The following is a 13748-nucleotide window of genomic DNA, read 5'->3' as shown; positions in this document are numbered from 1 at the left end:
GGCATGCCGACGCCAGCTTTCGCAGCGTCAACGCCGCTCGCCGCGCAGTTCGACCACGGCGCGCTGAAGTCCATCGACCGTGACGTCTTCCGGCGCGACGGGCTCCCCCACCGCCAGCGTCAACCGGCTCGTGATGCCACGCCGCACGGGCCGCTCCTGCCCCGACGCCGCGTGTCGCGAAAACATGCTGCCCCATAAGCCGCGCAGCGCCATCGGCACGACGGGCGCGGGGTGGCGCTTGAGGATTTCGGTGATGCCGTGGCGAAACGGATTCATCTCGCCATCGCGCGTGATCTTGCCCTCGGGGAAGATGCAGACGAGCTCGCCCTCCTCCAATGCCGCGGCGCACGCGTCATAGGCCGCTGCGAGCAACGCCGCGTTCTCATGCGCGGGCGCGATCGGAATCGCTTTCGCATCACGGAACAGCCAGCCGAGCAGCCGCGAACGGAAGATCTGGTGATCCATCACGAAGCGGATCGGCCGCGGGCTTTCGGCCATGATGACCACCGCATCGACAAAGCTCACGTGATTGCAGACCAGCACCGCCGGGCCTTCGGCCGGAATCCGCGCGGCGTTCACGAGACGCACACGATAGACCGTATGCACGAGCACCCACGCCACGAAACGCAGCAGGAACTCGGGCACGAGCGTGTAGATATAGCCCGCGACGACGATATTGAGCAGCGCCGTGGTCAGAAAAATGCCCGGCACGCCCACACCCGCCGCTGACAGCCCCATCGCCATGAGCGCCGAGCCAATCATGAAGATCGAGTTGAGGATGTTATTGGCGGCGATGATGCGCGCGCGATGGCTCGGCTCGCTACGGCTCTGGATCAGCGCATAGAGCGGCACACTGTAGAGCCCGCCGAACATCGCCAGCAGGAACAGGTCGGCCAGCACGCGCCAGTGCGCCAGGGTGCCGACGAATTCGCCCACCGAGAGCAGATGCGGCGCGGCAGGCAGCGCGTGGCTCGCGAAAAACAGGTCGATGCCGAACACGCTCATGCCGATCGAGCCCAAGGGCACGAGGCCGATCTCGATACGGCGGCGCGACAGCTTCTCGCACATCAGCGAGCCGAAACCGATGCCGAGCGAAAACATCGCGAGCAGCAACGTAACGACATCCGGATCGGCTGAGAGCACGTCCTTCGCGAAGTTGAAGAACGAGGCCAGAAAGGTCGCGCCGACAAACCACAGCCAGGAGATGCCGAGCAGACTCAGAAACACCGTGCGATTGCCGTGCGCGAGCCGCAGATTGCGCCAGGTCTCGGAAACCGGGTTCCAGTTGATGCGCAGCGCGGGCTGCGAAGGCGCACACGGCGGCACGAAACTGCTGGCTACGCGGCCGATCAGCGCAATGACGATGCACAGTCCGCCGAGCCACCACGCGCCCACCGGTGTGCCAACCGCTGAGGCATCGCCAGCGCCAATTCCCGCCGCGATCCCGCCCATGATGGTGCCAATCAGGATCGCGACGAAGGTGCCCATTTCCACGAGCCCGTTGCCGCCGACGAGTTCGTCCTCCGTCAACTTCTGCGGCAGATACGCATATTTGATTGGCCCGAATACCGTGGAATGCACGCCCATCAGGAAGGTGCACGCATAGAGCAACGGCGCGCTATGCATCCAGAAACCCGCCGCCCCGACCAGCATCACCGCGATCTCGAAGGTCTTGACCCAGCGCGTGAGCACGGCCTTGTCGAACTTGTCCGCGATCTGGCCCGAGGTCGCCGAGAACAGCACGAACGGCACGATGAAAATCGCCGAGATCAGAAACGCGACGGTCTTCGGATCGACGCCGGAGAAGCGCGCGGCCTGATAGGTCACGAGCGACGTGAAGCCGATCTTGAAGACGTTGTCGTTCATCGCGCCCAGAAACTGCGTCCAGAAGAACGGCGCAAAGCGGCGCTGGCGCAACAGCGCGAACTGCGAGCCGTGGCCGGCTTCGTCAACGGGCGCCGCTTGCGCGACGGGCATCGGTCTATCGTTCATCGGGTCGTTTTTATGCGGTCGAAATCAATCTGAATCGGTCGGCAGACATGAAAAAGCGCGCCTGACGCGCGCTTTTTCATGCCAATTCATGCGGGTTGCTCCGGGCAGCCCGCCGCCCTGCATATCAGGTCGCCGAATGACGTTCTTCTTCGGGCCAGTCGCGGATATAAGCCTTGAGCAGCTTGTTTTCGAAGCCCTGCGCTTCCACCACGGCTTTCGCGACGTCGTAGAACGAGATCACGCCCATCAGCGAGCGGCTCTCCATGACGGGCAGATAGCGCACGTGATGTTCGAGCATCATGCGGCGCACTTCGTCCACCTCGGTTTCCGGCGTACAGGTGATGGGATGGTCGTCCATGACCTTGCGGATCGTCGTGGTGCCTACGCTGCCGCCGTTCGTGCGCAGCGTGAGGATGATCTCGCGGAACGTGAGCATGCCGACGAGGTCGCCATACTCCATGACGACGAGCGAGCCGATGTCGTGCTCGGCCATCGTGTTGACTGCGTCGTGCAACGCCGTGTCGGGTGTAACGGTGTAGAGCGTATTGCCCTTGACCTTGAGAATATCGCTCACACGCATGATGTGTCTCCAGGAAATGCGGTCAATCGTGGGGGAGATGCTGAAAAGATACCTACCTGTTTTCGATCCTAGCGGAAAGGTCGCCAAAAGAAAAGCCGCGGGAAAGCGGGCCGAAAGACGCATAAAGGCCCTGAAAAGCCGTGCTGCCGTGATCAAAAGCAGGCGCCTGCACGCTCAGCGGCGCGCGGCATCGGCCATACGGGTTATACCGGACGGCCAGGCGTCAATGTCCGCCCAGCCCCGCCCCACAGGGGATTGACGGCTTTTTTGAACGCGCTTGCGGGGTCGGCGATGTGTCCCCGGGCCGCGCGGCCGGTGTTACGATTCCTGCACCTTAGACCCGTCGCCGGTTCGCGCCGGCCGTGCTGCCAGAATGTCCGATCCCCGTTTCGACACACTCGCGCTGCATGCCGGCGCTGCGCCCGACCCCGTCACCGGCGCCCGCGCGACGCCGATCTATCAGACCACGTCGTTCTCGTTCCGCGACACCGACCACGCCGCCGCCCTCTTCAATATGGAGCGTGCAGGCCACGTTTATTCGCGCATTTCGAACCCCACGGTGGCCGTGTTTGAAGAGCGTGTGGCTGCGCTCGAAGGCGGCGCAGGCGCGATCGGCACCGCCAGCGGCCAGGCTGCGCTGCACCTGGCCATCGCCACGCTGATGGGCGCGGGCGCGCACATCGTCGCGTCGGCGGCGCTCTATGGCGGCTCGCATAACCTGCTCGACTACACGCTGCGCCGCTTCGGCATCGAGACGACCTTCGTGAAGCCCGGCGATCTCGACGCCTGGCGCGCGGCGCTGCGGCCCAACACGCGGCTGCTGTTCGGCGAGACGCTCGGCAATCCGGGGCTCGACGTGCTGGACATCGCCGCCATCGCGCAGATTGCGCATGACCATCGCGTGCCGCTGCTCGTCGACTCGACCTTCACGACGCCTTACCTGCTGCGCCCCTTCGAGCACGGCGCCGATTTCGTCTATCACTCGGCGACCAAATTTCTCGGCGGCCACGGCACGACCATCGGCGGCGTGCTGGTCGATGGCGGCACGTTCGATTTCGAGGCCTCGGGGCAATTTCCGGAATTCACGCAGCCCTACGCCGGTTTTCACGGCATGGTGTTCAGCGAGGAAAGCAGCGTCGCGCCGTTTCTGCTGCGCGCGCGCCGCGAGGGGCTGCGCGACTTCGGCGCCTGCCTGCATCCGCAGGCAGCGTGGCAATTGCTGCAAGGTATCGAAACGCTGCCGCTACGCATGGAGCGGCATGTGGCGAACACGCGGCGCATCGTCGAGTTCCTAGCCGCGCATGAGGCCGTGGAAGCGCTCGCCTATCCCGAACTCGAAAGCCATCGCGATTACGCGCTCGCGAAGCGCCTGCTGCCGCGCGGCGCAGGCGCCGTATTCAGCTTCGATCTCGCCGGTGGCCGCGAGGCGGGCAAGCGCTTCATCGAATCGCTCTCGCTTTTCTCGCACCTGGCCAACGTGGGCGATGCGCGCTCGCTCGTGATCCACCCTGCCTCCACCACACATTTCCGTATGGACGACGCAGCGCTCAAGGCCGCGGGCATCGGCGCGGGCACGATCCGCCTCTCCATCGGCCTTGAAGATCCCGACGATCTGATCGACGACCTCAAGCGCGCGCTCAAGGCCTCGCAGAAAAGCAACGCCGCGCCCAAGGCCGTACCGGGCAAGGAGGCGTCATGATCGTCGATGTCCTGGGCAAGCCCGTCTACGCCTATACCGGTAACCGGCCGTTCGATCCGGCGCGGCCCGTCGCCGTCTTCGTGCACGGCGCGCAGCACGACCACAGCGTCTGGGGACTCCAGTCGCGCTACTTCGCCCATCACGGTTTCAGTGTGCTGGCCGTCGATCTGCCCGGCCATATGCGCAGCGCCGGGCCAGCGCTCACGAGCATCGGCGCGCTGGCCGACTGGCTCGACACGCTGCTCGCGGCGCTGAGCGTCAAGCAGGCGTTCGTCGCGGGGCACAGCATGGGTTCGCTCGTCGCACTCGAATTCGCCGCGCGTCATCCTGCTCGTGCGAAAGCCATCGCACTGCTCGCCACCGCGTTCCCCATGACCGTCTCACCCGCCTTGCTCGAAGCCGCGCGCGAGCGCGAGCCCGAAGCCATCGAACTAGTCAATGCCTGGTCCCACTCGACGCTCGCGGCCAAACCGTCGAGCCCCGGCCCGGGCTTCTGGCTGCGCGGCATGAATCAGCGCTTGATGGAGCGCGTCGCGGCCAAGGGCGAGCCTCAACTCTTTCACACCGATTTCGCGGCCTGCAACGCGTACGCGGATGGCCTGACGAGCGCAGCGAAGGTGCGCTGTCCGGCGCGCCTGATCGTCGGCAAGCGCGACGCCATGACGCCGCCGCGCGCGGCAGCCGGCATCGCCGACGCGCTGAAGCTGGCAGGTACGCGCGTAGATACGGTCACGCTCGATGCGGGCCACGCATTGATGACCGAACAGCCCGACGCCACGCTCGACGCGCTCTACGATTTCGCGGTGCGGGTGGGGAACGGTTGAGCGGATACGAGATGACGTGATGGGCTCAAGCCCCGGGAAAACGCCACAGAAGCGGTCGTTTTCCCGGCTTGCACGGTCGTTCGATTCGCAAGAGAATGGGCCGACAGGAACGCCTTTGCGTAGCCGCCCCAGTCCCCGACGCATAAGGAGGAGACATGACCCACGCCACTCATACCGAACAGCATCACTTCGCGAATTTCGCGGAGTTCTATCCGTTCTATCTCAGCGAACACAGCAATCTCATGTCGCGGCGGCTGCACTTCATCGGCTCGCTGGGCGTGATCGGCTTCGTCGCCCTGGCGATTGCCACGGGCATCTGGCTTTGGCTGCCCGCCGCCGTGATCTGCGGCTATGGCTTCGCGTGGATCGGCCACTTCATGTTCGAGAAGAACCGCCCCGCCACCTTCCGCCATCCCATCTACAGCCTGATGGGCGACTGGGCCATGTTCGCGGACATCTGCCGCGGCAAGATTTCGCTCTGACTTAAACCGCGTAGCGCATCCATCCCGCTCAGCCGCTAGCCGCCGTCAACCGTCACGCCGCCGGATGTGGCAATGCCGGCGGCTGGCCGTTGGCTTCGGCCATGCGCGCCAGCTCGCGCCGCGCCGCTAGCAGCGAGGCCAGCGAGACCGTAAGCTTGTCGTTCTCCAGCGCAGCCAGCAGCATCCCGGCATCGATGTCGCTCGACTTGAGCTGATAGGCCAGTTCCTTGCGATCGATCACGAAGCGCGCATAAATGCGCTCCACCGAAATACGCGCCGGATTGGCGATCAGCACGTAATGGGGCTTCGCGCCGTCCTTTTCCAGCCGGGCGATCAGTTCGTCTTCTTCCAGGCAGTTCACCAAGCGCATCACCGTGGCGAGATCGCGACGCAGCAACTGGGCAATCTGCTCGCCGGTGAGGCCGGGACGCCCCTCATCGCGCGTTTCGGCGAGCCCCGCCAGCAGTTCGAGCGCATCGAGCAGGTCGCTGCCCGGAAAACGCGGCCGGTTAAAGCGCCCGGTGCGAATCTCGGGCAAGGCCGATGTGATCATCGCGCCGACCAGCGTAATGAACCAGCTCAGGTACATCCAGAGCAGGAACATCGGCGCCGCCGCGAACGCGCCATAAACGGCCGTGTAGGTGGGGATGCGCCGCACGTAGTAGCCAAAGCCGCGCTTGGCCAGCTCGAAGGCGATGGCCGCGGCGATTCCGCCAATCACCGCGTCGCGCCATTCCACGCGGCAGTTCGGCAGATACACATAGAGCATCGTGAACGCCAGCGCCGTGAGCGGCAGCGAGGCGCCGATCAACATCCAGTCGAACAGCATCGAAACATGCTGCTCGGTGGCGATCGCGAGCGAGCGTGTAAACAGATACGACGAAATCGACAGACTGACGCCGATCAGGATCGGCCCGAGCGTGAGGATCGCCCAGTACACGAGCACGCGCTGCGCGAACGGCCGCGCCTTGCGCACGCGCCAGATGACGTTGAAGGCCGACTCGACCGTCATCATCGTCATGACCGAGGTGACGAACAGCACGATCATGCCCATCGTCGTGAGGCCCTTGGCCTTCGATGCGAACTGGTTGAGGTAGAGGAAGATCTGGCTGTTGATCTGCGCCGGCATCAGGTGTTCGGCGAGAAAGCCTTGCAGGGAGTTCTGAAACGACGAAAAGATGGGGAACGCCGTGAACAATGCGAACGCCACCGTGGCGAGCGGCACGATCGCCAGCATGGTCGTAAACGTCAGGCTGCCCGCTACCTGCGGGATGCGATCCTCGCGGCTGCGCCGCGCCGCGAAGCGCGCCAGGCGCTTCACGATATGCAGATCGATCCGTACTCTCGACAACACATCCATTGTCCAGCCTTCTCCAGACGGTGCGCCGCCGCTCCCGGAAAACTCGCGGCGAACCCAGACCCTATAATATCCCGTCCACCGACGAGGCCCGATGAAACCGATTCTTGTGCTCTACTACAGCCGCCATGGCGCCACCCGCGAACTCGCGCGCGCCATCGCCCAGGGCATCGACAGCGTGAGCGGCGCCGAAGCGCGCGTGCGCACGGTGCCGCCCGTATCGACGGTCTGCGAGGCCACCGCGCCCGACATTCCCGACGACGGCCCGCCCTACGCGGAGCTGCGCGATCTCGAAGAATGCGCGGGCCTCGCGCTCGGCTCGCCCACGCGCTTCGGCAACATGGCCGCGCCGCTCAAGTACTTCCTCGACGGCACCACGCCGCAGTGGCTCGCGGGCGCGCTCGCCGGCAAGCCCGGCTGCGTGTTCACCTCCACCGGCAGCCTGCATGGCGGCCAGGAAAGCACGCTGCTCTCGATGATGCTGCCGCTCCTGCATCACGGCATGTTGCTCGTGGGCATTCCCTACACCGAAAGCGCGCTCTCGTCGACGGACGGCGGCGGCACGCCCTACGGCGCTTCGCATCACGCGCGTTCCGACGGGCGCGGCCACGGTCTGAGCGCCGATGAAAAGGCGCTCGCCGTCGCACTGGGCGCACGGCTCGCGCGCGCCTCGCTTTCGCTCGCGCAGGGCGAACGGCCATGAGCGGCGGCCCGTTCGATGCGCAAGGCGAAGCAGACGGCGTAGAGGCCGCACGCACGCCGCGTGCGTCGGACGGGCAGCACGACGACCGGCAGGCCACAGCCACACGCGGCGACGCCCACCAGGCACACGACCGGCAGGCGCGCACTTTACCTTCATCGCAAAACTCGCGGCGTGAGGGCGTCCCTGACGCTCCACCGTCCGCGCCCGTTTCAGGCCGCCGGGTCGCCGGCCTCGGCGCTTTCGTGATGCTGGCCGCGCTCACCGCGCTGTGCCTTGCCTGGGAATGGCGCATCGCACCGCTACGTCCCGGCGGCAGCGCACTGGTGCTCAAGGCGCTACCGCTCGCCATCGCCCTGCCTGGCGTGTTCCGGCGCCGCCTCTACACGCTGCAATGGGCGTCGATGCTGGTGCTGCTCTACTTCGCCGAAGGCATCGTGCGCGGCATGACCGATCCCGCACCCAGCGACGTGCTCGGCTGGATCGAGGTCGGGCTTTCGCTGGCCTTCTTCGGCTGCTCGCTTGTCTACGTCGCGCCCTTCAAGCGCGCCGCGCGGCGCGCGAAACGCGACGCCGCATAACGATGCACCACGCCCGGGCGCGCTGCCTGCCTCCACACCCACGGCGCGCGCCCGGCGTGTCACACTAAGTCTTTCGCCCGAACCGCAGCCGCATTCCGTGTGCCGCACCGCAGCGTACGCGCCGCCGCCGCGCTTGAATCATCCCAATCCGCCATGACCCAAAGCCCCGCCAGCCCCGCTCCGCAAGCCTTCCTCGACGCCTGCGCCTCCGCCATCGGCGCGCAGCACGTGTTGACCGACGCTCATGACACCGCGCCCTACGTCACCGACTGGCGCAAGCGCTATCAAGGCGCCGCCTCCGCCGTGCTCTGCCCCGCGAACGCCGAGGAAACCGCCGCCGTCGTCAAGCTCGCGCATACGCACCGCGTCGCGCTCGTGCCGCAGGGCGGCAACACCGGCCTCGCGGGCGGCGCGACCCCCGACACGAGCGGCCATCAGGCCGTGTTGAGTCTGCGCCGGCTCAATCGAGTGCGCGAGATCGACGCGCACAACAACACGATTACCGTCGAAGCCGGCGTGATCCTCGCCGAAGTCCAGGCGCGCGCCACGGAAGCCGGGCGCCTCTTTCCGCTTTCGCTCGCCGCCGAAGGCAGCTGCACGATCGGCGGCAATCTGTCGACCAACGCGGGCGGCACCGGCGTGCTGCGTTACGGCAACACGCGCGAGTTGTGCCTCGGCCTCGAAGTCGTCACGCCACAGGGCGAGCTCTGGGATGGTCTGCGGGGTCTGCGCAAGGACAACACGGGCTACGATCTGCGCGATCTCTTTATCGGCGCGGAAGGCACGCTCGGCATCATTACCGCGGCCGTCATGAAGCTGCATCCGCAGCCTGCGGCTAGCGTCACGGCGCTCGCGGCGCTCGGCTCGGCGCATGCGGCGCTCGACTTCCTCGCGCTTGCCCAGCGCTATGCGGGGCCGCTTCTTACCGGCTTCGAACTGATGTCGGACTTCTGCATGCAACTCGTTGGCCGACATTTTCCGCAGTTGCGTTACCCGTTCGCCGAGCGCCATGCGCAAGTCGTGCTGCTCGAACTCTCCGATAACGAAAGCGAGGAACACGGCCGCGCGCTGTTCGAGCGCCTCATGGAAGCGGCGCTCGAGGAAGGTCTGGTGGAAGATGCCGTGGTGGCGGAAAGCCTCGCGCAGTCGCAGGCGTTCTGGAATATTCGCGAGCACATTCCGCTCGCACAGGCCCAGGAAGGACTGAACGTGAAGCACGACATCGGCGTGCCGATCTCGCGCATCGGTCATTTCATCGAGGAAACCGGCGCGGAGATCGCGCGTGCCGTGCCGGGCGCGCGCATGGTGACCTTCGGCCATCTCGGCGACGGCAATCTGCACTACAACGTGCAGGCGCCCGAAGGCGGCGACCCGAAGCGTTTCCTGGCCGAAAACGAGAAGCTGCTCAACCGCATCGTCTACGACAGCGTCGCGCGCCATCGCGGCACGATCAGCGCGGAACACGGTCTTGGCCAGCTGAAAGTCGAAGAAAACGCGCACTACAAGAGCGAAGTCGAACTCGCGATGATGCGCGCCATCAAGACGGCGTTCGATCCGCTCAATCTGATGAATCCGGGCAAGGTGATCGGCTAACCGCAGCTGAACGCGCTTGAGCGCAAGACAGGGAGGCGACGTGAAGATCCGTGTGCTGTCCGATCTGCATCTGGAGCAGGACGAACCCGACCTGATACCGCATGCCGAGGCCGACCTCGTCGTGCTCGCGGGCGACATTCACAATCACGGGCTCGGGCTGCGCTGGGCGGCCGAGACCTTCGACCCGCAAGTGCCCGTGATCTACGTCCCGGGCAATCACGAGTACTACGACGGCGAACTCGGCGCGCTGGAAACCGCGATGCGCGACGCCGCCGACTCGCTCGACAACGTGCACTTCCTGAACAACGCGAGCTGGGTCGATCCGGCGGGCCGCTTCCGGGTGCTCGGCACGACGCTCTGGGCCGACTTCGCGCTGTTCGGCGCCGATGAAGCGGCGCGCGAAGCCGCCATGACGGCAGCGTTGCGCGTGATGCTCGACTTCAAGGGGTTAATCCAGGTCTCGTGGCCCGCAAGTCTCGATGCGCTCCCGCGCGATTTCACACCCGCGGATTCGCTGGCGCTGCACGCACAGTCGCGCGCATGGCTGGAGCAGGAACTCGCCAGGCCTTTTGCTGGCAAGACGATCGTGGTCACGCATCACGCGCCGCACCGGCAGAGCCTGGCGGCGCGCTATGCGAACGATCCGGTATCGGCGGGATTCGTGAGCGATCTCGGCGCGCTGGTGGGCGCGCCCGTGGCGCTCTGGGTGCATGGCCACACGCATACCAGCTTCGATTACACCTTGGGCGGCACTCCGCTGGGCGGCACGCGCGTGGTGTGCAATCCGCGCGGCTATCGCGACCGGCGCAGCGGTCTGCCGGAAAATCCGGCGTTTGCGTGGGACAACGTGGTGGAGATTTGAGACGTGAAACTGGGCGGCGCAGCGGTTCGCGCGCACGACCCTCATACGATCAACGGCGATCCACCGGGCGCTGCACGCGCAGCGTGGCGGGCTGAAGCTGGGCGCGGCGCATGCGCAGGAGGTCGCGCGATGCGGCGATACCGATCAGGCCCATCATCACGGTCAGGCCGATCATCAGATGCGTATCCATGGAAATCCTCGGGTTTTGGCGAATTGACGTTGCAGTGGCGCTACCTTATCAAGCCGCCGCCCGCCTGTGCGTTAAGAAGTGTTGCGAGAACGCGTAGCTGTAACAGCCTGTCACAGCGGCTCCCACACAGCACCTTTCCGGGATTTCCAAAGCTTTCCGGCGATCACGCACGATGACGTGAGCAAGCGTGCGCAGGTACGTCCTCAAGTACGCGCGAACTGACGCAGTTCCGCCTGATCTTCCGCGAGCGTGGCGGGCAGCTTTTCGCGCAACAGTTCGACCCACGTGCGGATTTTCGCGTCGAGATACTGTCGCGACGGGTACATCGCGAACACGTTCATCTCCTGCGACTTGTACTCGGGCAGGATCCACACGAGTTCGCCGCTGCGCAGCCCGCTGATCGCCGAATAGATCGGCAACAGACCCACGCCCATCCCTTCACGCACGGCCACCGCCAGCGCTTCGGCCACGTTCACCTGGAAGGTCGCCGCGCCGAGATCCACCGTCTCGGTGCCCGACGGCCCGGCGAACTGCCACTGCGACGCGGGGAACACAGGCGTCACCATCTGCAGGCAGCGGTGGTTCGCAAGATCCTTCGGCGTCTGCGGCACACCGTGGCGCTCCAGATACGCCGGCGACGCGCACGCGATGCTGAACGCGCTGGTGAGACGCTGCGAAACGAAGCCCGAATCCGGCAGGTCGGTGGCCAGCACCAGCGCCACGTCGTAGCCCTCGTCGAGCAGGTCCGGCATGCGCTGGGCGAGCGTGAGCTCGACATCGACCTCGGGATAGAGCTGCTGATACTGCCCCACCGCCGGCACCACATAGTGCTGGCCGAAGCTCGTCATGGCGTGAACCTTGAGCTTGCCCGAGGGGCGCGCATGCGCGTCGCCGGCTTCGGCTTCCGCCTGGTCCACATAGGCCAGGATCTGCTCGCAGCGTTGCAGATAACGCTCGCCGGCTTCGGTGAGCGCGATGCGGCGCGTCGTGCGGTTCAGAAGACGCGTGCGCAGGTGAGCCTCCAGATCGGAGACCGCGCGCGACGCGTAAGCCGTCGTCGTATTCAGGTGCTGGGCCGCGCCCGTGAAGCTGCCCGCTTCGACCACCCGCACGAATACACGCATGTTTTGAAGCGTATCCATACCAATCCTCTACTTGACGGACGAATTGTTACACGTTTTGTAAAATCAATTGTCTCATAACCCGTAAGAATGCCTTGCACCCTTACCAGTTATTCGCCAATCAAGCAAAAAATATAATGACGCACAGCAATCTATAGCCACAAAAGGAGTAAATCGTGCAGTCTCCGGTACCGAAAGGACTCGCCGCCGTCACGGTTCTTACGTTCTCGTTGATAATCGCGGGCTGCGCCAGTACCGGGGGAATCGCACCGCAAGCGAAGCACGTCGACGCGAGCGAACTGGACGCGGGAGCCGCCATCCGCGCGGCCAACACGGACGCCCAATGGCCCGCCAGCGACTGGTGGCGCGGCTACAACGACCCGCAACTGAATGCCTGGATCGACGCCTCGATCGCGGGCAATCCGTCGCTCGCCGCCGCCCAGGCGCGGGTGCGCGAAGCGCGCTCGATGTCGGGCGTGGCCGAAGCCGCCCTGATGCCGCAAATCAACGGCAGCATGTCCGTGCAGCGCCAGCATTGGTCCGACAATATCTACTACGGTCCGGGGTCGCTCGCGAACTCGAACTCGTGGAACAACACGGCCACGCTCGGTCTCTCGTACCACCTCGATCTCTGGGGCCAGGACAAGAACAATGCCGAACGCGCGCTCGACGTGGCACACGCCACGGCCGCCGACGCACGCGCCGCGCAGCTCGAACTCGAAGTGAACGTCACGCGCGCGTATATCGACATGTCGATGAACTACGCGCTGCTCGATATCGCCAAACAGACGCTCGCCGAACAGCAGAAGGTGCTCGAACTCGCGCAACGCCGCCTGAAGGGCGGCATCGGCACGCAACTCGAAGTCAGCCAGGCCGAAACCCCGCTGCCCGAATACGAACGCCAGATCGATGCGCTCGAAGAATCCATCGCGCTCGGCAAAAACCAGCTTGCCGCGCTCGCGGGCAAGGGCCCAGGCGCGGGCGAAGCGATCCAGCGCCCGGCGCTGTCGCTCGCCGCACCGGCAGGCCTGCCCTCGGCATTGCCAGCCGAGCTGATCGGCCATCGCCCCGACATCGTGGCGGCGCGCTGGACCGTGGCCGCCCAGGCGCGCGGCATCGACGTCGCCAAGGCCGACTTCTACCCGAACATCAACCTGCTCCTGTCGATGGGCGGCTATGCCGCCGCCGGCCCGATGTTCCAGTTCCTGAAGTCGATGAGCGGCAGCTATGCGGGCGGCCCCGCCCTGTCGCTGCCGATCTTCGACGGTGGACGCCTGCGCTCGCAGCTCGGCGCGCAGTCGGCCGCTTACGACATCGCCGTGGATCAGTACAACCAGACGATCGTGACCGCGCTCAAGGAAATCGCCGACCAGGTCGTGCGCATGCGCTCGCTCGCGACCCAGGAAGAGGATGCGCATCGCTCGGTCGCGGCCGCGCAGCGCAACTACGACCTCTCCGAGGAAGGCTATCGCCGCGGTCTCACCGACTACGTCAATGTGCTGATCGCGCAGACGCAGTTGCTGCGCGCCCAGGAAGGCGTCGCGCGCATTCAGGCCGAGCGTCTGACCGCACACGCCAGCCTCGTGGCGGCGCTCGGCGGCGGTCTGATCGACCCGGCGGCCGACCCCGCCGTGGCCAGCCCGACGCCCGCCGAGCAGTTGCCCGCGCACGGCAAGAAGACCCGCGCCGTGCCGCTCGCGCCCGCTGCGCTGCTGGCGCCGCGCTCGTCGTCGAATGACGGCGCAGCCGCCAACTAAGGCCAACGAC

13 protein-coding genes are annotated in these 13748 nt (G+C 65.7%); 8 read left to right on the top strand and 5 right to left on the bottom strand.

Features of this window, described 5'->3' with window-relative positions:
* Positions 1–27 precede the first annotated feature (27 nt).
* Positions 28–1992 (bottom strand): MFS transporter, encoded by a 1965-nt coding sequence (locus tag U5782_RS07290; RefSeq protein ID WP_322043162.1) that lies wholly within the window; start codon positions 1990–1992, stop codon positions 28–30.
* A 124-nt stretch (positions 1993–2116) separates the two neighbouring features.
* On the bottom strand, positions 2117–2572 hold the full coding sequence (locus tag U5782_RS07285; protein WP_183731290.1) for a CBS domain-containing protein: 456 nt from the start codon (positions 2570–2572) through the stop codon (positions 2117–2119).
* Between the two features lie 373 nt (positions 2573–2945).
* Between U5782_RS07285 and U5782_RS07280 the strand changes: the two genes are divergently transcribed.
* The 3 genes from U5782_RS07280 (at position 2946) to U5782_RS07270 (ending at position 5577) form a co-directional block, all read left to right on the top strand.
* Positions 2946–4271 (top strand): O-acetylhomoserine aminocarboxypropyltransferase, encoded by a 1326-nt coding sequence (locus U5782_RS07280; protein ID WP_322043161.1) that lies wholly within the window; start codon positions 2946–2948, stop codon positions 4269–4271.
* Positions 4268–5095, top strand: coding sequence for an alpha/beta hydrolase (locus tag U5782_RS07275; protein ID WP_322043160.1), 828 nt, complete (start codon positions 4268–4270; stop codon positions 5093–5095). Before U5782_RS07280 ends, U5782_RS07275 begins: the two co-directional genes overlap by 4 nt.
* 155 nt (positions 5096–5250) lie before the next feature.
* Positions 5251–5577 carry a DUF962 domain-containing protein gene (locus U5782_RS07270; RefSeq protein WP_322043159.1) on the top strand — a complete coding sequence of 109 codons (327 nt, stop codon included), beginning with the start codon at positions 5251–5253 and terminating at the stop codon, positions 5575–5577.
* A 52-nt stretch (positions 5578–5629) separates the two neighbouring features.
* Here U5782_RS07270 and U5782_RS07265 read toward each other — a convergent pair whose 3' ends face one another.
* Complete coding sequence (locus tag U5782_RS07265; protein ID WP_322043158.1) at positions 5630–6937, bottom strand: YihY family inner membrane protein; 1308 nt, start codon at positions 6935–6937, stop codon at positions 5630–5632.
* Between the two features lie 91 nt (positions 6938–7028).
* Between U5782_RS07265 and wrbA the strand changes: the two genes are divergently transcribed.
* The 4 genes from wrbA (at position 7029) to U5782_RS07245 (ending at position 10670) form a co-directional block, all read left to right on the top strand.
* On the top strand, positions 7029–7637 hold the full coding sequence (wrbA, locus tag U5782_RS07260; protein ID WP_322043157.1) for an NAD(P)H:quinone oxidoreductase: 609 nt from the start codon (positions 7029–7031) through the stop codon (positions 7635–7637).
* Positions 7638–7882: 245 nt separating this feature from the next.
* On the top strand, positions 7883–8215 hold the full coding sequence (locus U5782_RS07255; protein ID WP_322043557.1) for a DUF2069 domain-containing protein: 333 nt from the start codon (positions 7883–7885) through the stop codon (positions 8213–8215).
* Positions 8216–8368: 153 nt separating this feature from the next.
* Positions 8369–9808, top strand: coding sequence for an FAD-binding oxidoreductase (locus tag U5782_RS07250; RefSeq protein ID WP_322043156.1), 1440 nt, complete (start codon positions 8369–8371; stop codon positions 9806–9808).
* 40 nt (positions 9809–9848) lie between these two features.
* Positions 9849–10670 (top strand): metallophosphoesterase, encoded by an 822-nt coding sequence (locus U5782_RS07245; protein WP_322043155.1) that lies wholly within the window; start codon positions 9849–9851, stop codon positions 10668–10670.
* Positions 10671–10719: 49 nt separating this feature from the next.
* Here U5782_RS07245 and U5782_RS07240 read toward each other — a convergent pair whose 3' ends face one another.
* Both U5782_RS07240 and U5782_RS07235 read right to left on the bottom strand, forming a co-directional pair.
* Entirely contained in the window at positions 10720–10860 is a 141-nt protein-coding gene (locus U5782_RS07240) for a hypothetical protein (RefSeq protein ID WP_322043154.1), read from the bottom strand.
* 203 nt (positions 10861–11063) lie between these two features.
* Positions 11064–12002, bottom strand: coding sequence for a LysR family transcriptional regulator (locus tag U5782_RS07235; protein WP_322043153.1), 939 nt, complete (start codon positions 12000–12002; stop codon positions 11064–11066).
* Between the two features lie 155 nt (positions 12003–12157).
* On the opposite strand from U5782_RS07235, the gene U5782_RS07230 reads away from it, so the two are divergent.
* Positions 12158–13738 carry an efflux transporter outer membrane subunit gene (locus tag U5782_RS07230; protein WP_322043152.1) on the top strand — a complete coding sequence of 527 codons (1581 nt, stop codon included), beginning with the start codon at positions 12158–12160 and terminating at the stop codon, positions 13736–13738.
* Positions 13739–13748 lie beyond the last annotated feature (10 nt).

The organism is Paraburkholderia sp. J67, assembly GCF_905220265.1.
Classification (GTDB): domain Bacteria; phylum Pseudomonadota; class Gammaproteobacteria; order Burkholderiales; family Burkholderiaceae; genus Paraburkholderia.
This window is presented reverse-complemented; position numbering and strand designations above follow the sequence as displayed.